This is a genomic window from Brevibacillus daliensis (genome assembly GCF_021245735.1).
GTDB lineage: Bacteria > Bacillota > Bacilli > Brevibacillales > Brevibacillaceae > Brevibacillus_B > Brevibacillus_B daliensis.
On the sequence record NZ_JAJISB010000016.1, the window covers coordinates 82454 to 103834 of the forward strand.

Genomic DNA, 21381 nt, shown 5'->3' on the forward strand with positions numbered 1-21381 from the left:
TCCTTCCATAGCTAATTAGGGTACATGGTCACAATAATTCCACCCATATTGTCACCTGAAATATAGTGCCTATTTACTGGTACATTGATAGTAGTGTCTTGGGAAACAGGGTAATAAGAGATTTCATATGTTTCACCATCGACATGAACTGAGACGTGTTTTTTTTCTTTCAGGTAATCCAAATATTCTTCCAAAGTAAAATGATATTCTTGGATAATCGCACTATGAGGTAACCCTATATAACGGTAATGCCAGGGTTCATATGCCGTACCTGTGATAGCTATTTTGTCAGCTGGATAGCGTAAAATAAATCCGTATTTCCAAGCATTTTTTGCAAGCCATTTTCCTTCAGGCGCATTCTCCATTTTCATTTGAGTAGATCCAATATCAAGGGCCAAACCCATATTGTGTTCGCTAAAACCAGCCGGATTGGCATAGTCTGAGCCCATTTTTTCATAAAGTTGATTTTGTTCATCAAAGCCTCGATAACCGCTGTTAATCATAAAATGGCTCACGTTATCTTTCCTAGCATCCTGAGCCATATCTAAAAATGCTTTAGCTACACTTTCTGATATTTGAATGGAGGTATCGAGCAAACTATACCCCCTTATCAATTCCTCATTCTGATACAGATGGATCACATCGGACATTACAGCTTCTTCATGAATGGGATACTCTTTATTCACTAATAACAGATTTCCCTGGTATATCTGATCTTTTGTTATTTCTATTGTTTGGTATCCTTCCTTGGAAGTCTCTCCTTGAGCTTGATTATTTTCGTAACTAAGAGAGATTTGTGTGTTCTCATATATCTGTTGAGCGCCCTTATAACCTAGCAATAACAAGATGACAAGCAAAAAAAAAACTTTTTCATTCCCAGTTTCCTCCTTTAATCTTCACTCATTTAGGATAGGGACAACTGTTAAAAAGAAAAGTAGGGTGAAAATAAAATTTTTCTTAAGTTATCGGGCTCTCTTTATTTTATTAACATTGCGAGAATACTAAAAAGGAGATAGAATTTATTGATAATGATAATCAATTAGATTGAAAATCAGGGTAAATGCAGGATTTTAAGGAGGATGAGATGTTACGACAAAACAGAGTGTATTCCTTTAAAGAAGGCATTCATGTATGTATCAAAGCAGGGCAGGTAGCTGAATATGAAACAGAACTTGCGGTTCTTTTCATCATTTTATCTGGAACGGCAGAGATTCAAAGTGGAGACCAAATGTTCAACCTTGAGAACAGCTCGGTGTTAGTAATAAAACCTCAGGAAAAGGTAAATCTTCGAAATACAGGGAGAGCTGAACTTATCTATGATGTGTTCTTTTTTTCATGTTATGAGCTGATAGGTGTGACAGAGGAAGAATTGCGTTATCAGCAATCATTTGATTTAATTCCACAGAGTGGTTTGTATTATAACCAGGTTTCAGTAGAGGTGAAAAATTTAGCTACTCAGCTGATTAAAATATCTGCTGAAGAAGCGGAAAATTCAAAAGTAATTTTTTTGTTGAACGAATTAATTGCAAAAATTGAGGCTGAATTTATTTTATTTCAAGAGCGTACATATAGTTCGTCATTTCATTCAGTGTTGCAATACATTCATTTACATTCTCATCAAGCCTTGTCACGAGACGCAGTAGCAAAATACTTTGGCTATCATCCAAACTATTTTTCTGAGCGGTTTAAAAAAGAGACAGGTTGGAGTTTTTCTGACTATTTGGCGCATATTCGCATGGATAAGGCTAAGGTCTTTTTACTTGAACATACTCTGACGATTGGGGAGGTTGCACGCAAAGTTGGCTACCAGGATGGTCTTTATTTAAGCAGAAAATTCCGTAAGCAGACGGGGATGTCGCCAAGTGAGTTCAGGAAAGGAAGAAATTTTGAGCGAATCTTTACCCTTCAGTTTACAGGTTCACTGCTAGCGACAGGAATAAAACCGGCCGCAGTTCTCTCATCGTATGCTAATGTACCTGAGCTGTTAAGAGAGGAAGTTGGCTCATCAATCCAATTAGCCCCTGATAGACTGCCTACCATTGAACAATGGCGAGATCTCAAGCCAGATCTAATTATTGCCCCTACTTATTTATATCCGAATCAAAAGATGATCGAGGAGATGGAGTCAATAGCACCAATCATGATGCTTGATTGGGATACACATGACCGTTTGGAAGAAGTAGAGATGATCGGACGGATCGTTGGAAGAGAAACGGAAACGAATGAGTGGATTCGGACATTTAGGGAAAAAGCGGAATGTGCCCGGAAAATGCTGAAAGGTGTGCTAAAAGAGGAGGAGACAGTCGGTCTATATGAATTAAGAGAGAATGGAAATGTAGGGATATGGAAATCGACCGCAAGAGGAGCCTTTAATCTATATACAATGTTGAAGTTGACTCCTGCCAAGCGGATTCAACAGGAAGTATTGGAGACTAATAAGCATCTGATCATTCCTGAAAATGAACTTTCTGCGTATGCAGCTGACCATATGTTTGTTGTAGTTCATTCTGTAGAGCAATCGTCAAGAATCTCTGAACTTGAAGTTTGGCGTCAGCTATCAGCCGCAAAAAACAGACAAATCTATCTCTTACGCCTTGAAGATTTTTGGGCCAGTGAAGGTGTAGCGTTAGAGAAACAATTGGATATTCAAGTGAAATACATCTTAGGTAGGTTGTAAATCTGACATTTGTCCATATTGAATTAGTTATCATTGTCTATGTCTTTTCAAAATTGCTCTTGTTACAATTGAAAATGGTTATCGTTATCATTTTCGCTGTTGGGAGAGTGAGGATAATTTTGAACATATACAATAAGCTTTTGGTACTACTGACTGTTATCTCTCTAACCGTATTGACAGCCTGCAGCAGCAACGAGGTTAGTCAAAGTTCAGAGAATAACCCAAGAGATAAACAGGTTGCTGCTGAAGAAACGCGGGTAGTCCAAACGGTTAATGGAGAGGTGACAATCCCAGCAAAACCTCAGCGGATTGTGACACAAGCTGGATTATTAGCTACAGTTCTGGCCTTGGATATGAAGCCGGTTGGGGCAGGGAGTAAGGATATTAAAAATCCCCATATTCAAGATTTAGTCCAAGGAGTAGAAGACATTGGTGAAGGAACAGATTATGAGAAAATTCTGGAGCTTGAACCAGACTTAATCATTACGCAAAATAATGATTCAGACTTATAGTAAGGATCTTTATGTGTATGGAGATAGTTTATATCGGGGCGGTGAAGCATTGTATCAGTATTTGCAATTAAAACCAACTGATGCAATTGCTAAAGAGGTCATTGGAAATCCAGATGAATTTCTTACGATCTCATATGAAGTACTTGAGAACTATGCAGGGGATTATATTTTTGTAGATGAGTCATACGGTGGAAGTTTTGATACCAAAAGTCCAATTTGGAACAATCTTGAGGCAGTAAAAAATAAACGTGTGCTATTCCCAGACCCAGCTCGCTTCTGGCCGTATGATCCAATTTCCGTGGCCAACCAAGCGGAGGAATTTGCCGATATGTTGGAAGCGATTAAGAAATAGTTTTATCTGAAAATATCATTGATGTGTCGTTATTGGTGAAATCATTTGTATAGAAGCTTCACGAGTAATTCGAAACATGGAGGATTACTCTATTCATTTTCAAATGATAATGATAATCAATTTCGTTAAATTGTGGATATTTTAATGCAAAAATGAATGGATGATGGGAATGACTGCAGTGAAAATAGATGAAACGGAGATTGAAGCAGCGGAACCTCAGCTCCGTTCACGACCGGCAGCCGCAACAATCATTATGATTGGGGGAATTGCCGCACTTATATTTAGTATAGCTCTTTCCATTTCTTTTGGAGCAGCTGATATTAAATTGTCGGTTATTTGGGATTCTGTTTTTCATTTTAATCCTACTAGTAATGATCATCAGATTATCAGGGATTTGCGGCTGCCAAGAGTACTAGGGGCAGTGTTAGTAGGTGCAAGCTTTGCGGTTGCAGGTGCCATTATGCAGGGAATGACAAGAAATCCGCTTGCTGATTCGGGACTGCTCGGTTTGAATTCTGGTGCCGTATTAGTGATGTCGCTTTGCTTTGCCTTTTTTCCAGAGCTCCCGTACATGAACTTAATCATGTTTTCGTTTATCGGAGCGGCAGTCGGAGCAGGACTTGTGTTTGGAGTTGGTTCCATGGCAAAGGGTGGTTTGACACCGTTACGTCTAGTACTTGCTGGTGCAGCTGTCAGTGCTTTATTCGGTGCATTAAATGAAGGAATTGCATTATATTTTCGGATCGGACAGGATCTTGCCTTTTGGTATGCGGGGGGAGTAGCTGGGACGAAGTGGGAACAGTTGAAAATTATGATTCCATGGGTTAGCGTCGCGGTTCTTTGTGCCATTATGCTTTCCCGATCTATTACATTGCTCAGTCTTGGTGAGGAGATAGCCTCCGGTTTAGGGCAAAAAACAAAAATGGTTAAGCTTATGGGAACTATTCTTGTGTTGGTATTAGCTGGATCCGCTGTTTCAATTGTTGGAGCAGTCGGATTTGTCGGGCTTATCGTTCCGCATGTAACAAGATATTTAGTCGGGGTAGATTACCGCTACATTATTCCATGTTCAGCTGTTCTTGGAAGCCTATTGCTTCTATGGGCAGATTTTACCGCCAGGATGATCAATCCGCCTTATGAGACACCGGTCGGTGCTTTAATTGCTTTAATTGGTGTACCGTTCTTCCTCTACCTTGCTCGTAAAGAAAGGAGAGGGTTATAAGTGGAATGGTCTGATTTTTCACCTGCTGAATCCAAGAGAAGAAAGCGGAGCATAACGACATTAATTGTTTTTACAGTGTTCATTGTTGTTGCCTTTATTATAAGTGTTAATACAGGGCATATCCGACTAGCACCAATAGAATTAATTAGAACGTTATTTGGCGGGGGCACTGACAAGCAAGAGCTGATTTTGTTTGATTTCAGGCTTCCACGTATTATCATTTCTGTTCTTGTCGGGGCTTCACTTGCGGTTTCTGGCTGCGTATTGCAGGGGCTTTCCCGAAATGCACTGGCAGATCCCGGAATCCTGGGAATCAATGCGGGGGCAGGGCTTGTTGTGATGCTTTACGTTGCCTTTTTTCCAACGCAAACGGTTGGTTCTGTGATGCTCCTGCCGATATTAGCATGGCTGGGAGCGGGTCTCACCGCTGCGTTAATTTATGTCCTATCGCTTAAAAAAGGAGAGGGCCTGTCACCTACTAGGCTCTTATTGACAGGAATTGCTATTGCTGCAGGTATCAGTGCTGCTACGATTGTGCTGACTATGCGCATCTCACCAGAGCAATATCAGTTTGTGGCAACATGGATGGCTGGGAGTATTTGGGGCTCTAACTGGACATTTGTTGTCTCACTGCTTCCGTTTATTGTGATTTTAATGCCATTTGTATGCTATAAAGCTCGTGTACTAAATGTATTAAGCTTGGGCGATCAGATGACTATCGGACTAGGAGCTTCTGTGGAAAAAGAACGATTGGTTCTTCTTGCAGCAGCGGTTGGATTAGCAGGCTCTTCCGTTTCTGTCAGTGGCGGCATCGGGTTTGTCGGATTGATTGCGCCCCATCTTGTTCGCCGTCTGATCGGTCCGCAGCATCAATTTCTGCTTCCAGGATCTGCTCTGGCAGGAGCACTACTCGTTCTAGTAGCTGATACGATTGGACGTTGGATTATACAGCCTTCGGAAATTCCAGCAGGTGTTGTTGTTGCAGTGATAGGAGCGCCTTACTTTTTATACCTACTAGCCCGTTCAAAAGTTTAATGATCAAATAGGAGGGAGTTCTTTCACAATATGTTAAGGCAATTTTTTTCTTATTACCGGCCATATAAATGGCTATTTATTGCAGATTTTTCTTGTGCCATTTTTGCTGCCTTATTGGAGCTTGTTTTTCCATTAGCGATTAATAAAGTGATTGATGACTTACTGCCATCAGGAAACTGGAGCTTAATTATATGGGCGTGTGTCGCCTTGCTTGGGATATATATACTTACCTCTTTTCTGTATTATGTTGTTACATATTGGGGTCATATGCTTGGAATTAATATTGAAACAGATATGCGGAAAAAATTATTCAACCATGTCCAGAAGCTATCTTTTCGATTTTTTGATAATAACAAAACAGGCCATCTCGTTTCGCGGATGACCAATGATTTAATGGATATTGGCGAAATTGCCCATCATGGTCCAGAAGATTTGTTTATTGCGGTGATGACTCTGATTGGGGCCTTTGGTTTAATGTTATCGATTAATTGGGAGCTAGCTGTGCTGACATTCATTATTATTCCATTCCTGATATGTCTATCTATTTACTTTAGCGGGAAAATGTCGCGGGCATTCAGCCAAATGTTTGCCGATATAGCTGATTTCAATGCCAGAGTTGAAAATAACGTGAGCGGAATTCGGGTCGTTAAGGCATTTGCTAACGAAAATCATGAAATTAAGCAATTTGCAGTAAACAATGGACGATTCCGTACAACGAAGCTTGTTACTTACAAGGTGATGGCATGGAACTCATCGATTAGTCATTTGCTAATGAAGGTTGTTTCACTATTTGTTCTAGGTTGTGGTACTTGGTTTGTGATTGAAGGACAAATGACGTTTGGAGAATTTATGGCTTTTGTGCTTCTATCCAATATCTTTCTTACACCTATTCGACAAATTAATTCTGTTATAGAAACCTACCCAAAAGGAATAGCAGGTTTCCGTCGTTATTTGGATCTACTTAACACCGCGCCTGATGAGGAGGATGTACCTGATGCCATTCAAGTTAAACATCTAAACGGTGATATTGAGTATAAAAACGTCACATTTGGCTACGAGGGAAAAGGAAAGGTACTTACCAATATTAATTTTACTGTCAATAAAGGAGAAACGGTAGCGCTTGTCGGTCCATCGGGAGCTGGAAAGACGACGATTTGTAGTTTGTTGCCAAGGTTTTACGACATTGAATCAGGCAGTATTATGATTGACGGCATCGATATTAAAGAGATGGGGCTTCAATCATTGCGCCAGCAGATTGGGATTGTGCAGCAGGATGTGTTTCTTTTCGATGGATCAATTCGACAAAATATTGCCTACGGGAAGCTTGATGCGACGGAAGAGGAGATTTGGGAGGCTGCGAGGCGTGCGCAGATGGAAGACATTATCCTCGGGCTTCCAGATGGGTTGGATACCTTAATTGGTGAACGTGGCGTCAAGTTATCTGGAGGACAGAAGCAGCGAATTTCTATTGCTCGCATGTTCCTGAAAAATCCGCCAATTCTTATTCTCGATGAAGCGACTTCTGCGCTAGATACTGAAACAGAGGCAGCGATCCAGAAAGCCTTACATGAGCTGTCTCAAGGCAGAACCACGCTCGTGATTGCTCATCGCCTTGCCACGATTAAAAATGCCGATCGAATTCTAGTAATAACGGAAGAAGGTATTAAAGAGCAAGGATCACATAAGGAACTGCTTGAAGCAGGAGGTACCTACAGCAGACTGCATTATGCACAATTTCAAATGTAGAAGAAGATTAGATTATAGGAGGAGATAGAAATGGCTGATCGTTTATCAACCAAAGACTTAACCATCGGCTATGGCGATCATATCATCATCGATAACCTGAATTTGTCTGTACCGAATGGGAAAATTACCGCCTTAGTAGGAGCGAATGGTTCTGGCAAATCAACTATTTTGAAAACGATGGCACGCATTATGAAACCTATTGATGGCGGAGTGATGCTTGACGGGCAGATGATTCATACGAAGTCCACGAAAGAAGTGGCCAAGGAATTAGCCATTTTGCCGCAAAATCCGACTGCGCCAGATGGATTAACCGTCTATGAGCTGGTTGGCTATGGCCGCTACCCGCATCAAAAAGGCTTAGGCACAATGACACAGGAAGACCGTGAAATCATTCACTGGGCGATTAAAGTAACGGGAATGATGGATTTTTATGATCGGGCTGTTGACCAATTATCGGGAGGGCAGCGTCAACGAGCATGGATAGCGATGGCGCTTGCCCAGCAGACAAGTATTCTGTTTCTTGATGAACCGACGACTTTTTTAGATATGGCTCATCAGCTTGAAGTATTGAAACTGCTACAAAAGCTGAATGAGGAAGAGCAAAGAACGATTATAATGGTCGTCCATGATTTGAATCATGCGACTAGATTCGCCCATCATATGGTGGCGATCAAATCAGGAACAGTAGTGAGTGCAGGAACACCGGAAAAGGTGGTCACTCCTGAAGTGCTACGTGAGGTGTTTGCGATCGAAGCAGATATTATCACTGATCCACGTACAGGCGGTCCGCTTTGCCTGCCATATGAGCTAGCAGATGGATCGGAAAAGAAAGAAACAAACAAACATAAAGGTATTAGCAGCTGCTTATTAGAATAATTGGTGCGAGGTTGTGCCTATAGAAAAGAGTCAAACCTTAGTAGGTTAACCTTGCCCCTTTTAAAACTGAAAAGAAGGATTGAGTATACATGATGAAACAGAACATAAAAAGAACAGGATCCTGGCTGTTCATTTTATGCTTGATGTTCCTTCTTGCCGCTTGCGCAAGTGAAGGAGCCAGTAGTAACAGTACAAATGTAAGGAAAGAAGAACAGACGGTAGAACAAGATACGAATAAGACACGAATCATTTCCACGGTAACAGGCGATGTTGAAATTCCTACCCATCCTGAGCGCGTTATTGTCGACTGGGATCTCGGCCATGTGCTGGCACTAGGAGTAGAGCCAGTTGGTACTTCCAAAACAATTCTAGATTTTGGACGATTTCTTGAGCCGTACATAACAGACCGGACAGAGGATATTGGGCAGGATGGACAAGTATCGGTAGAAAAAATGCTTGCATTGAATCCAGATTTAATTATTACGTGGGATCCTAAAATGGTTGAGCAATATAGTAAAATTGCCCCTACCGTAGTGTTTGATACGGGTAACTATAACAGCATTCATGAGGAAATTACGGCAATGGGTGAAATTTTGAATAAACAAAAAGAAGCGGAAGAGTGGCTCACTTCTTTTGATAAACGGGTCGCAGTGGCTAAGGCAAAAATAAAAGAAGCGATTCCAGAAGGTGCCACCTTCTCAATTATTGACGTTGTTACTACTAAATCGACTATTGTTGTCGGTGAAGCGGGAGAGCGAGGCGGAGATGCCTTGTATCAAATTTTGGGAGTTACGCCGCATCCCTTAGTAAAAAGCGAAATCATTGATAAGGGAGAGCAAAGACTCGATGTATCCTGGGAAAAAGTAGACGACTTTGCTGGTGATTATATTTTTATGATTACAAAGGGTGAGGGGAGCAAACCAGAATTGCCGAGCGTTTGGAATTCGCTTGATGCTGTGAAAAAACAGCACGTATATGAACTAAATATTAAAAAATATTTTACCAGTGATCCATTATCAGCACTGTTACAAGCAGAGGAAATGGCAGAGATGTTAACAGGAGCGAAATAAATAAAAGCATGGGGGACCAAGATGACAGAAGGATTAGAGTTATTTGACGTAACTATTGTTGGTGGGGGACCTGCCGGGTTGTATACAGCTTTTTATAGTGGAATGCGTGATTTAAAAACAAAAATTATTGAGTATGGACCAAAGCTTGGGGGCAGAATGCTCATTTATCCAGAGAAAATGATTTGGGATGTAGGTGGAGTTACGCCAATTCTATGTGAGCAACTAATCACTCAATTAGAAGAGCAAGCGAGAACTTTCGATCCGAAAATTGTGTTGAATCAAAAGGTCGAAGGGTTAGAGAAATTGAAGGATGGAACCTTTATTTTGACGACGTCAACAGGTGAGAAGCATCATACAAAAACGGTTATCTTAGCGGTGGGGTATGGTGTATTAACCTTGCAAAAGCTAGAGATTGAAGGAGCAGACCGCTACGAGGTCACAAATTTACACTATACAGTACAAGAGCTTGAGGTATTTTGTGACAAGCATGTGCTGATATCTGGAGGTGGAAACTCAGCGGTTGACTGGGCAAATGAATTAGAACCAATCGCTGCAAGTGTAACAGTCGTGCATCGACGTAATGACTTTGGCGGACTAGAGAAGAATGTCATCAAGATGAAAGAGTCCTCTGTAGATGTACGTACACCTTATGAAGTGGTACAGCTGCATGGTAATGGAGATATGATCAGTCAAGTATCCATTTCTCATATAGAAACAGGTGAAATAGAGAGAATTGCTGTGGATGCAGTTATTGTCAATCATGGGTTGAAGTGCGATTACGGTTCAATAACCGAATGGGGATTAGAAATGAAAGATGATGCAGCGGTTGTGAATGCGAAAAGGGAAACGAATATCCCTGGTATTTATGGCGCAGGTGATTTCATTGACCATGAGAGCAAGGTGAGGTTGATTGCTGGGGCCTTCACGGATGGAGTGCTCGCCTTAAATAGTGCTAAGTTACATATTGAGCCAGATGCACCGAAAGTAGCATACGTTTCTTCACATAATATCCGGTTTAAGGAACGAAACAAGAAGCTTGGTTTAGATGACGAAAATTATAGAGAAGTGAGAGGCTAATAGGGGACTTGAGATAGCCACCCTGCTTCTTTTACTTAATGAAAGGAAAAATCCCTCAGGTCAATTTTGGAGTTTGAGGGATTTTTCTTGTTCTATATGTCTCATTAGGTTGAAGTACTACTAAACTTGCTTACAATAAATATCCGTTATGATCTGTTTCTGTTATCTGTTTCTGTATAGACAGATATAAGTACAATAGCCAGCTCATCGCCGATATTTTTTACCAAATGGGGTGTGCAGGCATTCCAAGAAAAAGAATCTCCCTCCACAAATACAGCCGAATCTTCTCCCTGCTCGGCATAGATCTTCCCTTTAATCACAACGTGTACTTCTTGACCCTCATGAGCATGCGGAACTTCACCTGTAGAAGAACCGGGAGGCATCTCAACGATCATCATTCTTACATTCCTTGTAGAGCTCAGATGCTCTACCTTTAGATTCTCGACTCCACTTGTCGTGATTTTTCTTTCTTCTTTTCGAACAATACCCATGCGTTCTTCTTTTTTTAGTAGCAAATAAGCTAAGGGTACCTTCAAAGCCTGCGCAATACTCTCAAGCGTGGCAATGGAAGGTGAGGTTTTATTGGTTTCGACCTGGCTTAAAAAGCCTTGGGATAGGCCTGTTTCTTCGCATATCTGAGCGATAGTAATGCTTTTTCGTTTCCGGATTGCTCTTATGTTGGAGCCAATGTCCATAGTATTCACTCGCCCTTTAAAATATTTGTAATACGGAATATATATTTATATTATCAAAGTTTTTATTGACACGCCAGAGTCCTATGATATATATTTCTTATATAAAATATATTTTATTATTACTAATATATTAAGAATGGAGAGATAAAGAATGACGAAAATGACAGGGGTAACAACTATTATGCGTGTTGTGTTGGGGATTATATTTCTCCTTCACGGAATTACTAAGTTCCAAATGGGTTTAGGTAATGTAGATGCTTGGTTTAGTTCTATGGGTATTCCTGGATTTATCGCTTATATCGCAGCAATAGTAGAAGTAGCTGGTGGCATTATGCTTATTGTTGGATTGTACACCCGCTTTGTATCAGCTTTGTTTATCCTATTGATGCTTGGCGCGATCATTACTGTGAAGCTTTCTGCAGGACTACTTGGAAGCGATCAGATGCCTGGGTACGAGATGGAAATAGGATTTATGTTGATCTCTATGCATCTGCTTGTATCTGAGCCTACGCCACTTTCAGTTGATCACATGATTCGTAGCAAGCGTAGCGTATCTTAACAATAATTGAAGAGATATGTTATGGAAAAAGGAGTGAATCGCTATATGATGCCATCATATTTTTTCGCGCACGGTGCACCTTCTCTTGTTCTTGAAGATCATGCGTACAATGACTTATTGAAAAGCTTTGCGGCCCATACAACAAAGCCAAAAGCGATTGTAATTTTTTCTGCTCATTGGGAGCAACAAACTCAAACAGTGAGCGCGGTTGATGAGTACAGCACCATTTATGATTTTGGTGGGTTCCAGGATGAGCTTTACCGTATGACCTATCCAGCCAAAGGTAATCGATCGCTAAGCGACGAGATCCAAGCGTTGTTCTCCAAGCACGGGATTCAGAGCACGTTGGATGAAGAGAGAGGACTTGATCACGGTGCTTGGGTAGTTCTCAAGCTGATTTATCCCGATGTGGATATTCCTGTTGTAGCCTTATCCGTCAACCGATATCTGACCAATGAACAGCAGTATCAAATCGGTAAAGCCTTGTCCGAGCTTAGGGAACAGGATGTGTTGATTATTGGTAGCGGGGGAACCGTGCACAATCTGCGGAGAGTAAATTGGAATTCAAAAGGTACTGATTCATGGGCCGAAGAATTCGATAACTGGTTGCAGAGCAAACTGGAAACGTGGGATGTTACTTCCTTGTTTAACTATAGGGAACTAGCTCCATATGCCCAAGATGCCGTGCCAACAAATGAACATTTTATTCCTTTGCTAATTGCGATGGGGGCTGGTGATGCGAATCGGGATGCAAAATTGCTTCACCGCAGCTATCAGTACGGTAATTTAAGCTTAAGCTGCTGGCAGTTTAATTAATAGTGATGGCGGTTTGAGATGATATAAGTTTAGGTTAGCACTAAGTTTCAGGGCACCCAATTGAGGGTGCCCTTTTGGTTTTGATGTGGGAGTAATGATTGCTAAATATCAAATGTTTTTGGAATATGAACTTCAAGGATGGCTTGAAGGAAGGCTTGTCAATAGGAGAAGACTATGACAGTATATACTTATATGAGGAAATCCCTATATGTTAGCTACTAAATTCAAAGCCCATACCTGCTATTCTTATAAAGCTGTAAAAAAGAAAATGTAATTCTTATATAGTAGAATGTACAACAACAAATGGAGGAAATGAATCTATGTCTACTTTGCCAAATTGCCCAAAATGTAATTCAGAATACACGTACGAGGACGGAAGCCATTTTGTTTGTCCTGAGTGTGCTCATGAGTGGAGTCTAGAGCTAGATACCGAAAATAATGAAGATAATAAGGTTATCAGAGATGCAAATGGAAATGTCCTAAACGATGGTGATACTGTATCTGTAATCAAAGACCTTAAAGTAAAAGGATCATCATCAGTCCTGAAAATAGGTACAAAAGTAAAAAATATACGTTTGGTTGATGGTGATCACGACATTGATTGCAAAATTGATGGTTTTGGAGCTATGAAACTAAAATCTGAGTTTGTTAAAAAGATATAGATACAGTTTTAATGCAATAGAACCGATATCATTACTGTTCTCTTCAAATGAAAGGATGAATTACCTAATAAACAAGGTAATCCATCCTTTTTTCATTAGAAATCAAGGTTCCCCATTTTACCGGAGTGGTACTCCTCAAAGGCTGTAATAATTTCTTCACGGGTATTCATGACGAAAGGTCCATGCATATAAATGGGCTCATTGATCGGTTCTCCACTAAGAATGATCACGAGGGTATCGTCAGTTAGGCCTTCAATGAGAATTTCCCCTTGTGTGTTTGAGAAGAGTATAAAATCCCCTTCATTGGCTTGTTTTGTTTCATTGATCTGGGCACTTCCTTTAAGTACCATAGCAGCTGTGTTATGAGTAGCTGGATGTTCAAAGCGAGCTTTTCCGTTCTTGTTAAAAGCGATATCGAACAAATTAATTGGTGTAAAAGTTTGCGCTGGTCCATGAGCTCCATTAAAATCTCCAGCAATGATTCGAACACTTCCACCATCGTCGGGAAGTTCTACACGTCCCATATCTTCTTTCAATAATGCCTGATATCTAGGTTCATGCGATTTATTAGCACGTGGGAGGTTGACCCAGAGTTGGATAAAATGGAATTCACCGCCGCGTTTCGAGAATTCTTTCTCGTGGTACTCCTTGTGAAGCAGTCCAGAACCGGCTGTCATCCATTGAACGTCACCAGGTCCGATAATCCCGTGGTTGCCAAAGCTGTCATGATGCTCAACATAGCCTTCGTATGCGATAGATACGGTTTCGAATCCTTTATGCGGATGGGCGCCAACACCTTTTACTTCGTTACTTGGTGGGAAAACAAAAGGTGCATTATAGTCCATCAAAAGAAACGGGCTGATTCGTTCTGCAAAATTAGTTCCTGATGGGAAGTAGTTGGATACGCGAAATCCATCTCCTACCATATGAAATGGGGCCCCTCTAAATGTTCCTTCAATAGCTCTAAATGTGTTAGTCATGTTATTACACTCCTTTTTCCGTTATTTTGGTATTGATCACTCTTCGATCTTCATAGCAGGGTATTCGTTGAATCGGGATCTTGCCTTTGGTGTACAGTGTTTCTAATATGCCAAACTTGGATGGTGACAATAGGAATCACCTCGCAAATTTTCTTTAATTTAATAATCTCTATTTAACTTATCTTTAATTGAAGATAATATGTAATTTACTTTTTGTCAACTCTTAAAATATCGGTGAATGTTTCCGTGATATACTATTTATCCTAAGAAGAGATGAATGAACAAAACGGTCATGACCGTTTTGTTGGACCGCAAGCGGTCACATCCCAATTTTATGAAAAATGTCGAAACGTTTTTCACAGAAAAATACACATAATGAAAAAGTAAAGGAGTATTCAATATGAATTCGCCCAAAAGTGTTATTGAGAAATTAAATATAAATAAATACCCGGCCAAACTAATCCTTCATATTCCTGAGGATAATAATGACTTTCAGGGATTAGAGTATGACACATCTATTAAAAAAGATAAGTACGATCTTATCTTTATCTTTATTTTCGGATTAGAAGATCTTACTACGTATGTAAAGGAAATTATTGATAAGCAATTACTTACGGATAAAGGTTATGTATTCTTTGCGTACCCGAAAAAGAATAACCCTACATATAAGGAATACATAGACCGTGACAGTTTATTTAGTCAAATTCCTCAAAATGAGGACGGGTATGTCTATGGAAGTACTATAAAATTTTCTAGAATGGTTAGCTTAAATGATATTTTCACTGTAGTCGGGCTTAAGTCAGAAGCACCAAAGAAAGTAAAAAAAGCTACTAGCACGAAAAGCAGTCAGTGTGTAGACGACTACATTGAACATGTTGAGGATATTAAGCAGCATTTGAAAAAGAATGAGGATTTATTACAAACATACAACCAGTTACCCTTTGGTTATCAAAAGGATTGGGCACGTTATGTATATAGCGCTAAGAGAAAAGAGACGCAAGAAAAGCGCTTGTCAGAAATGGAGACTATCTTAGGAGAAGGATATAAATCAATGGATTTATATAGAAAAAATAAGAAATAGGAAAATACAGGGAGTAATCTCCAGCTGTATCACCTACAAAAAGAACTGCAACCGGAATTAAGTGGGTATTAAAATCCACTATTCCAGCTACAGTTCTTTTTTCGTATTCCTTGTATTTGTTAGCCGTTTATTCTAGGGCTTTCCAGCATTACTTCTTAAAAGGCTCATCTATAGCAACCTGCGCAGCCACTAATTTGGCAACAGGTACGCGATAAGGAGAGCAGGACACGTATGATAAACCTAGCTCGTGGAAGAAGCGAATGGAGGCAGGATCACCGCCAACTTCACCACATACGCCTATTTTAAGAGCAGGTTTTACTACTCTTCCTTTTTTGCAGGCAATGGAGATAAGTTCTCCTACGCCATCGAAGTCCAATGTTTGGAATGGATCGTTTTTCATGATGCCTTTTTCGATATAATCCCAAGAGAATTTTTCTGAGTCATCTCGGGAGAAACCGTATGTCATTTGAGTTAAATCATTGGTACCAAAGCTGAAGAACTCAGCTTCCTTCGCAATTTCATCGGCTGTTAAACAAGCACGAGGAATTTCGATCATTGTTCCTATTTGATAGCCGATTTGAATGTTTTCTTGTTGCAGGATATCTTCGATTGTCTTCGCAATGTTATCTTTCACATAGTTGTATTCTTTTTGCGATCCAATGAAAGGAATCATAATCTCTGGAGCAACTTCGATACCAGACTTTTGTATAACAATTGCACTCTCGATAATAGCTTTTGCCTGCATATTATAAATTTCAGGATAAGTAATACCAAGGCGACAACCACGATGCCCTAACATTGGATTTACTTCTGACAATTCATGCAGACGTTGTTTCAAATAGAAGGTAGAAATCGACAGATCTTCTGCTAGCTTATTAATTTCATCCTCTGTTTTTGGCAAAAATTCATGAAGAGGAGGATCAAGTAGTCGAATGTTAACTGGTTTTCCAGCTGTGATGGTAAATAGCTGAATAAAATCTTCTTTCTGCATGAGAAGTAATTGGTCCAATGCTTTTTGACGTTCATCTATACTTTCAGCAAGGATCATTTGACGAACAGCAAATATACGATTTTCATTGAAAAACATATGCTCAGTGCGGCACAATCCAATTCCTGTTACACCAAAGTGGATAGCGGTTTGTACGTCCTTTGGCGTATCAGCATTGGCGCGAACTTCTAATTTGCTGAATTCATCTGTCCACGACATAAATTCCTTAAAGGAGTCTCCCATTGAATTATGATCATATGGAATTTCCCCTAGATATACCTTACCTGTTCCACCATCCAAGGAAATATAATCTCCTTCTTTAATGACGATGTCCCCGTAGCTTATTTCTTTTTTCTTTTCGTCAATGGTTAACGTGCTACAGCCAGCGATGCAACATAATCCCATTCCTCTTGCTACAACAGCGGCATGGGAGGTCATTCCACCACGTGATGTGAGAATACCTGCACTAGATACCATTCCCTCGATATCCTCTGGAGAGGTTTCCAATCTTGCTAATATACATGTTTCGCCTCGTTTTTTGGCGGCAACTACATCGTCAGCATGGAAGTAAACCTTACCGCTTGCTGCGCCAGGAGATGCAGGTAATCCGCTTGTAATCAAATTAGCTTGCTTAAGTCCTTGCACATCAAAAGTAGGGTGCAGGATCTGTTCAATTTGTTTAGCTGACACTCTTCGCATCGCCTGTTTTTTGGTAATCAATTTTTCCTCAACCAGGTCTACAGCGATTTTGATACTTGCCTGTGCAGTTCTTTTGCCATTTCTGGTTTGAAGAATAAAGAGCTTTCCAGTTTCAACAGTGAATTCAATATCCTGCATATCTAGATAGTGGTTTTCTAATAGACTTGTAATTTTTACAAATTCATCATACACATGGGGCATGATATTTCTTAGCTTATCGATGCTTTCAGGTGTACGTATACCTGCAACAACATCTTCACCCTGAGCATTCATGAGGAATTCACCAAATAATTTTGCCTCACCTGTAGAGGGGTTTCTTGTAAAAGCAACTCCCGTTCCGCTGGTATCACCCATATTACCAAATACCATGGATTGAATATTTACAGCGGTTCCTAAATGATCGGGAATATCATTTAATTGTCGATATACTTTTGCCCGTGCATTATCCCATGAGGAAAATACAGCTTCTACTGCCAATAGCAATTGTTGTTTAGGTTCCTCTGGAAAATCACTTTGGGTTTCTGTTTGGTAGATTTCTTTATATTGTTGTACAAGTTTTTTTAAATCAGAAGCAGGTATGTCAGCATCTATCTTGTAGTTATTTTTTGCTTTTATTTGTTCTAATTTCTTTTCGAATTTTTCTCTCGGCACATGCATGACAACGTCTGAGAACATTTGAATAAATCTGCGATAGCTATCATAAGCAAAGCGTTCGTTTTGGGTGGCTTCAGCAAGGGCAACCACAGTTTTATTATTTAATCCCAGATTTAAGATCGTATCCATCATACCAGGCATAGAAAAAACAGAGCCAGATCGAACAGAAACAAGAAGAGGATTTTTTACATCTCCAAAATTTTTACCCATTTGTACTTCCAATGCAGCAATTTCTTTTTCAAGCTCTTTCAATAAGTCATCTGATAGCTTTTTACCTGTTTGATAAAATTGGCGACAAGCTTCGGTTGTAATCGTAAAACCAGATGGAACAGGCAAACCGAGGTTTGTCATCTCTGCCAGATTTGCCCCTTTACCCCCAAGTAAAATTGACATATCCTTTGAACCTTCTTGAAAGCGATACACTAGTTTCTCCATGATATCCTCCTATATCTCGTTTCTTGATGGAATAACGTGATGGCAAACAGTAATATGAGCATTAATTATGAAGAATTCATATATGTGTTATACTTTTTATTTTGTAGTATAACACATATAATTTCAAGAGTATTTTTTTACAAATTACTGAAATGGTGTGAAAAATAATAATCGTACAAACTTATGATAAGAAAAACTCCTATCGAAGTCCTTTCGCAGTTCTAATACATCTAAAATATGTTTTTTATAACAGTCATAGTGCATAATACAGACATACATACAAAACAGGAGGAATACTATAATGTCCCAAGCAATTATCCAAACAGCAAAAACAGTACGCCAACTAGTAATCAAGCAGATTGAGGCAATTCCGGAGGAGCTATTCGATTCCCAGCCTGAAGGTTTTAGCAATACAGTTAGATGGAATGTGGGTCACATCATTTCCAGCTTTGAATTCTTCCTTACCATAGGTGGCATAACGTTTACATCTCAACTTCCTGAGAATTATCGTGCTTTATTCTCTACAGGAACACGTCCATCCGATTGGTCCGAGGCAGGACCTTCTAAGGAAGAGCTTCTGTCCCATATGTCAGGACAGCTTGCTATCATCAACGAGATTACTCCTGATGTACTTAACCAAACACTACAAACACCTGTAGAGTTAGGTTTCTTACGCTTTGATACCGTTGGTGAAATCTTTAATTTTGCTTTTATTCATGAAGCCATGCATTTGACAACGATCTCTTGCCTTGTAAAAGTAAGCAATAAATAGTAAAGCTTCTTTTACTATTGCGGCCGTTAGAGAGGTAATTCTCTAACGGTTCTTCTATTTTTTGACTATACTCATTTACTGGCTAATCTCTTAATTATCATTGCTGTTCAAGTTAATCGTGAAATGGAAGTCAATGAGATTATTCATGTGAGTAGATGTTATGACATAAAGAAAGTGGGAGGAACCAAGAATGATACAGAGGCTTAATGCTGCGAGAATACTGCTGTTTGCAGTCATTCTAGTATTGATGACTGCATGCTCGACACAAAATGTACAACCACCAGCTGAGAAAACACCTGCCCCATCCACAGAGACAGTAACTACACCTATTAAGGTAGTAGATGGAGTTGGCAAGGAGATAACTTTTGATAAAAAACCTGGGCGTATCGTATCTTTGATGCCTAGCAATACAGAAATTCTATTTGCGTTGGGTGTTGGTGATAAGGTTGTCGGTGTAACTGATGTATGTGATTTCCCTCAAGAAGCAACTACCAAGACGAAGGTATCAAATAGTATGACGGTTAACATTGAGGCTATTGTAGCTTTGAAGCCTGATGTCGTATTTGCTTATGCAATGGGGAATGGGGACGTAGTACGTAATTTGGAAGAGCTGGGATTGAAGGTAGTAACAATTAAATCAGCTGCTACTATTGATGATGTATATTCAGATATTGAGCTATTTGCCAAGATCACAGGTACGGAAGAAAAGGGTAAAGAGATCGTAGCAGGAATGAAGCAAAAACTAGAAGGAATTGTTAATGCGGCTAGTAAGGTTGAGAAGAAAAAGCAGGTTTATCTAGAAATAGCACCTAATCCCGACATTTGGACAGCAGGATCAGGAACATTCCAAGATGAGACGCTAAAACTGATTGGAGTAGAAAATACGTTTAGCGATGTAACAGGTTGGTCCAAGGTTTCTGAGGAGGCTGTTATTAAAAGAAAACCAGAAGTTATTTTGACTACCGTAGATTATGTACAAGAACCTGAGAAGGAAATCATGACGAGGAAATCATGGCAGGGCATACCTGCGGTTAAAAATAAAAATGTATTTTATGTGGACAGCGATCTGACTACAAGACCAGGACCTAGGATAGTAGATGGCATAGAGGTAATGTTTAAAGCAATTTATCCAGATTTAGCACAATAATAAGATTGAATGTTATAGAACCAGTCGGTATATCGGCTGGTTTTTTTATGTGTTTTTTTTCATGTATTTTACTGAGATTCGGCAAAACACGAATGATTTTTATGTTAGTACCACATGATTATTTATTAAATACGAATAATAAAAAGTTATTACATTGATAAAGATCGGTTTTTGTGTTAATTTTCAAATATGAAATGATTAAAAACTCATCTGAGAGATTTAGGGGAAAAGGAGAAAGAGAGAAATGGAATGGAAAGATATTATTGCGGCGCTAAGCGTTGTATTAAATGGTTTGCCGCAAGGTTTGCTTGCGCTGTCCCTTGGTTTTGCCTCTGTTCCAACTGCTTTGGCCTTTTTGGTTGGTGCTACGGGGAACGCGTTAACAGGATCAGTAGCAGTTGTCTCTTATCAGGCTGAAACGATTGCATTAGCAGGAACATTAGGAAAAAGCATGAGAGACAGACTCTCTATGATTTTTGTCGGGGGAGCAATCATGACCATTATCGGTCTGTTTGGTTTCCTGGAGAAAATCGTAGAATTTATTGGCCCTGTTATTACGAACGGTATGATGGCAGGGGTTGGAATCATGCTAGCTAAGGTGTCATGGGATATGGCACGTAATAATATGCCTGTTGGAATCACTTCGATGGCGACAGGTTTGGTAACGTACTTTGTAACAAAAGATCTGGTATATACAATTACTATTTCTGTTCTTGTTTCTAGTCTTGTTTCTATTGTTCTTAAGCAGAACAACTCCATTCAACCTTTAAAAAATGACCGTTTTATCTTTCAAAAACCAACACTTTCATTTAGCATTCTGCGTGGCGCGATGGCGATGGTATGTCTGAACATTGGGGCGAACATTGCCTTTGGTCAGATCAATGGCGATATTGCCAAAACTGATGTAAACATTGATACCCTAAGCATCATTAGTAGCGTCGCTGACATGGTTTCTGCCTTGTTTGGTGGTGCCCCTGTAGAAGCGATTATTTCTGCTACATCTGGAGCGCCTAACCCTGTAGCCTCCGGAGTTTTGATGATGATTATTATGGCTGCCATCCTAATTGCTGGTTTATTGCCAAAAATGGCACGATTTATCCCGAGCGAATCCATCTCTGGCTTTTTGTTTGTACTGGGTGCGATTGTAACGGTTCCGGTGAACGCTACTTCTGCGCTAACTGGTGGAGAAGCATCGTCTGGACTAGTGGGTGGGACAACAATGGTAGTAACGGCTATTTCTGATCCGTTCTTTGGGATGTTAGCTGGCTTATTAATGAGAGCGTTAATCAGTTTATTTGGAATGTAACAGGAGGGAGTACATATGGT

At 39.9% G+C, this 21381-nt stretch carries 20 protein-coding genes; 16 read left to right on the forward strand and 4 right to left on the reverse strand.

What is annotated here, in order from left to right; genetic code table 11:
* Positions 1 to 11: 11 nt before the first annotated feature.
* Positions 12 to 857, reverse strand: a complete 846-nt coding sequence (locus LM917_RS13595) for a M15 family metallopeptidase (protein ID WP_232698069.1) — start codon at positions 855 to 857, stop codon at positions 12 to 14.
* A 227-nt stretch (positions 858 to 1084) separates the two neighbouring features.
* Here LM917_RS13595 and LM917_RS13600 point away from each other — a divergent pair, with 227 nt between their 5' ends.
* The 9 genes from LM917_RS13600 (at position 1085) to LM917_RS13640 (ending at position 10567) form a co-directional block, all read left to right on the forward strand.
* Positions 1085 to 2677 (forward strand): helix-turn-helix domain-containing protein, encoded by a 1593-nt coding sequence (locus tag LM917_RS13600; protein WP_232698070.1) that lies wholly within the window; start codon positions 1085 to 1087, stop codon positions 2675 to 2677.
* A gap of 119 nt (positions 2678 to 2796) precedes the next feature.
* Complete coding sequence (locus tag LM917_RS13605) at positions 2797 to 3189, forward strand: ABC transporter substrate-binding protein (RefSeq protein ID WP_232698071.1); 393 nt, start codon at positions 2797 to 2799, stop codon at positions 3187 to 3189.
* Positions 3190 to 3202: 13 nt separating this feature from the next.
* Positions 3203 to 3541, forward strand: a complete 339-nt coding sequence (locus LM917_RS13610; RefSeq protein WP_232698072.1) for a TroA family protein — start codon at positions 3203 to 3205, stop codon at positions 3539 to 3541.
* Positions 3542 to 3704: 163 nt separating this feature from the next.
* Positions 3705 to 4763, forward strand: coding sequence for a FecCD family ABC transporter permease (locus LM917_RS13615; protein WP_232698100.1), 1059 nt, complete (start codon positions 3705 to 3707; stop codon positions 4761 to 4763).
* A complete protein-coding gene (locus LM917_RS13620; protein ID WP_232698073.1) occupies positions 4764 to 5798 on the forward strand; it encodes a FecCD family ABC transporter permease in 1035 nt (344 codons plus the stop codon).
* 30 nt (positions 5799 to 5828) lie between these two features.
* Complete coding sequence (locus tag LM917_RS13625) at positions 5829 to 7544, forward strand: ABC transporter ATP-binding protein (RefSeq protein ID WP_232698074.1); 1716 nt, start codon at positions 5829 to 5831, stop codon at positions 7542 to 7544.
* A 30-nt stretch (positions 7545 to 7574) separates the two neighbouring features.
* Positions 7575 to 8420, forward strand: a complete 846-nt coding sequence (locus tag LM917_RS13630) for an ABC transporter ATP-binding protein (RefSeq protein WP_232698075.1) — start codon at positions 7575 to 7577, stop codon at positions 8418 to 8420.
* An 89-nt stretch (positions 8421 to 8509) separates the two neighbouring features.
* Entirely contained in the window at positions 8510 to 9490 is a 981-nt protein-coding gene (locus LM917_RS13635) for an ABC transporter substrate-binding protein (protein WP_232698076.1), read from the forward strand.
* A gap of 21 nt (positions 9491 to 9511) precedes the next feature.
* Positions 9512 to 10567 (forward strand): NAD(P)/FAD-dependent oxidoreductase, encoded by a 1056-nt coding sequence (locus tag LM917_RS13640; RefSeq protein WP_232698077.1) that lies wholly within the window; start codon positions 9512 to 9514, stop codon positions 10565 to 10567.
* 146 nt (positions 10568 to 10713) lie between these two features.
* Here LM917_RS13640 and LM917_RS13645 read toward each other — a convergent pair whose 3' ends face one another.
* A complete protein-coding gene (locus LM917_RS13645; protein ID WP_232698078.1) occupies positions 10714 to 11262 on the reverse strand; it encodes a helix-turn-helix domain-containing protein in 549 nt (182 codons plus the stop codon).
* A gap of 151 nt (positions 11263 to 11413) precedes the next feature.
* Between LM917_RS13645 and LM917_RS13650 the strand changes: the two genes are divergently transcribed.
* From LM917_RS13650 to LM917_RS13660, 3 genes are all read left to right on the forward strand, one after another.
* Positions 11414 to 11821: a DoxX family protein gene (locus LM917_RS13650; RefSeq protein WP_232698079.1), complete on the forward strand. Its 408-nt coding sequence runs from the start codon at positions 11414 to 11416 to the stop codon at positions 11819 to 11821.
* A gap of 45 nt (positions 11822 to 11866) precedes the next feature.
* Positions 11867 to 12637 (forward strand): DODA-type extradiol aromatic ring-opening family dioxygenase, encoded by a 771-nt coding sequence (locus LM917_RS13655; protein WP_232698080.1) that lies wholly within the window; start codon positions 11867 to 11869, stop codon positions 12635 to 12637.
* A gap of 320 nt (positions 12638 to 12957) precedes the next feature.
* Positions 12958 to 13299, forward strand: coding sequence for a zinc ribbon domain-containing protein YjdM (locus LM917_RS13660; protein WP_232698081.1), 342 nt, complete (start codon positions 12958 to 12960; stop codon positions 13297 to 13299).
* A gap of 95 nt (positions 13300 to 13394) precedes the next feature.
* Here the strand turns inward: LM917_RS13660 and LM917_RS13665 are convergent, their stop codons facing one another.
* Positions 13395 to 14279: a pirin family protein gene (locus tag LM917_RS13665; RefSeq protein ID WP_232698082.1), complete on the reverse strand. Its 885-nt coding sequence runs from the start codon at positions 14277 to 14279 to the stop codon at positions 13395 to 13397.
* Positions 14280 to 14679: 400 nt separating this feature from the next.
* Here LM917_RS13665 and LM917_RS13670 point away from each other — a divergent pair, with 400 nt between their 5' ends.
* Positions 14680 to 15360, forward strand: coding sequence for a YdeI/OmpD-associated family protein (locus tag LM917_RS13670; RefSeq protein ID WP_232698083.1), 681 nt, complete (start codon positions 14680 to 14682; stop codon positions 15358 to 15360).
* 148 nt (positions 15361 to 15508) lie between these two features.
* Here the strand turns inward: LM917_RS13670 and ppdK are convergent, their stop codons facing one another.
* Positions 15509 to 18136 (reverse strand): pyruvate, phosphate dikinase, encoded by a 2628-nt coding sequence (gene ppdK / locus LM917_RS13675; RefSeq protein WP_232698084.1) that lies wholly within the window; start codon positions 18134 to 18136, stop codon positions 15509 to 15511.
* A 301-nt stretch (positions 18137 to 18437) separates the two neighbouring features.
* Between ppdK and LM917_RS13680 the strand changes: the two genes are divergently transcribed.
* The 3 genes from LM917_RS13680 (at position 18438) to LM917_RS13690 (ending at position 21361) form a co-directional block, all read left to right on the forward strand.
* Entirely contained in the window at positions 18438 to 18908 is a 471-nt protein-coding gene (locus tag LM917_RS13680; RefSeq protein ID WP_232698085.1) for a DinB family protein, read from the forward strand.
* 190 nt (positions 18909 to 19098) lie between these two features.
* On the forward strand, positions 19099 to 20055 hold the full coding sequence (locus LM917_RS13685) for an ABC transporter substrate-binding protein (RefSeq protein WP_232698086.1): 957 nt from the start codon (positions 19099 to 19101) through the stop codon (positions 20053 to 20055).
* A 244-nt stretch (positions 20056 to 20299) separates the two neighbouring features.
* The gene (locus tag LM917_RS13690; RefSeq protein ID WP_232698087.1) at positions 20300 to 21361 is read left to right on the forward strand and encodes an NCS2 family permease; all 1062 of its coding nucleotides are present in this window, start codon (positions 20300 to 20302) and stop codon (positions 21359 to 21361) included.
* The last annotated feature ends 20 nt before the right edge of the window (positions 21362 to 21381 follow it).

What these genes read in the sequence shown, in the direction of transcription:
- LM917_RS13685 (WP_232698086.1), top strand. Translation starts at nt 19,099, where the DNA reads ATGATACAGAGGCTTAATGCTGCGAGAATACTGCTGTTTGCAGTCATT.
- LM917_RS13690 (WP_232698087.1), top strand. Translation starts at nt 20,300, where the DNA reads ATGGAATGGAAAGATATTATTGCGGCGCTAAGCGTTGTATTAAATGGT.
- LM917_RS13635 (WP_232698076.1), top strand. Translation starts at nt 8,510, where the DNA reads ATGATGAAACAGAACATAAAAAGAACAGGATCCTGGCTGTTCATTTTA.
- LM917_RS13630 (WP_232698075.1), top strand. Translation starts at nt 7,575, where the DNA reads ATGGCTGATCGTTTATCAACCAAAGACTTAACCATCGGCTATGGCGAT.
- LM917_RS13625 (WP_232698074.1), top strand. Translation starts at nt 5,829, where the DNA reads ATGTTAAGGCAATTTTTTTCTTATTACCGGCCATATAAATGGCTATTT.
- LM917_RS13660 (WP_232698081.1), top strand. Translation starts at nt 12,958, where the DNA reads ATGTCTACTTTGCCAAATTGCCCAAAATGTAATTCAGAATACACGTAC.
- LM917_RS13665 (WP_232698082.1), bottom strand. Translation starts at nt 14,279, where the DNA reads ATGACTAACACATTTAGAGCTATTGAAGGAACATTTAGAGGGGCCCCA.
- LM917_RS13615 (WP_232698100.1), top strand. Translation starts at nt 3,705, where the DNA reads ATGGGAATGACTGCAGTGAAAATAGATGAAACGGAGATTGAAGCAGCG.
- ppdK (WP_232698084.1), bottom strand. Translation starts at nt 18,136, where the DNA reads ATGGAGAAACTAGTGTATCGCTTTCAAGAAGGTTCAAAGGATATGTCA.
- LM917_RS13670 (WP_232698083.1), top strand. Translation starts at nt 14,680, where the DNA reads ATGAATTCGCCCAAAAGTGTTATTGAGAAATTAAATATAAATAAATAC.
- LM917_RS13600 (WP_232698070.1), top strand. Translation starts at nt 1,085, where the DNA reads ATGTTACGACAAAACAGAGTGTATTCCTTTAAAGAAGGCATTCATGTA.
- LM917_RS13650 (WP_232698079.1), top strand. Translation starts at nt 11,414, where the DNA reads ATGACGAAAATGACAGGGGTAACAACTATTATGCGTGTTGTGTTGGGG.
- LM917_RS13680 (WP_232698085.1), top strand. Translation starts at nt 18,438, where the DNA reads ATGTCCCAAGCAATTATCCAAACAGCAAAAACAGTACGCCAACTAGTA.
- LM917_RS13655 (WP_232698080.1), top strand. Translation starts at nt 11,867, where the DNA reads ATGATGCCATCATATTTTTTCGCGCACGGTGCACCTTCTCTTGTTCTT.
- LM917_RS13640 (WP_232698077.1), top strand. Translation starts at nt 9,512, where the DNA reads ATGACAGAAGGATTAGAGTTATTTGACGTAACTATTGTTGGTGGGGGA.
- LM917_RS13645 (WP_232698078.1), bottom strand. Translation starts at nt 11,262, where the DNA reads ATGGACATTGGCTCCAACATAAGAGCAATCCGGAAACGAAAAAGCATT.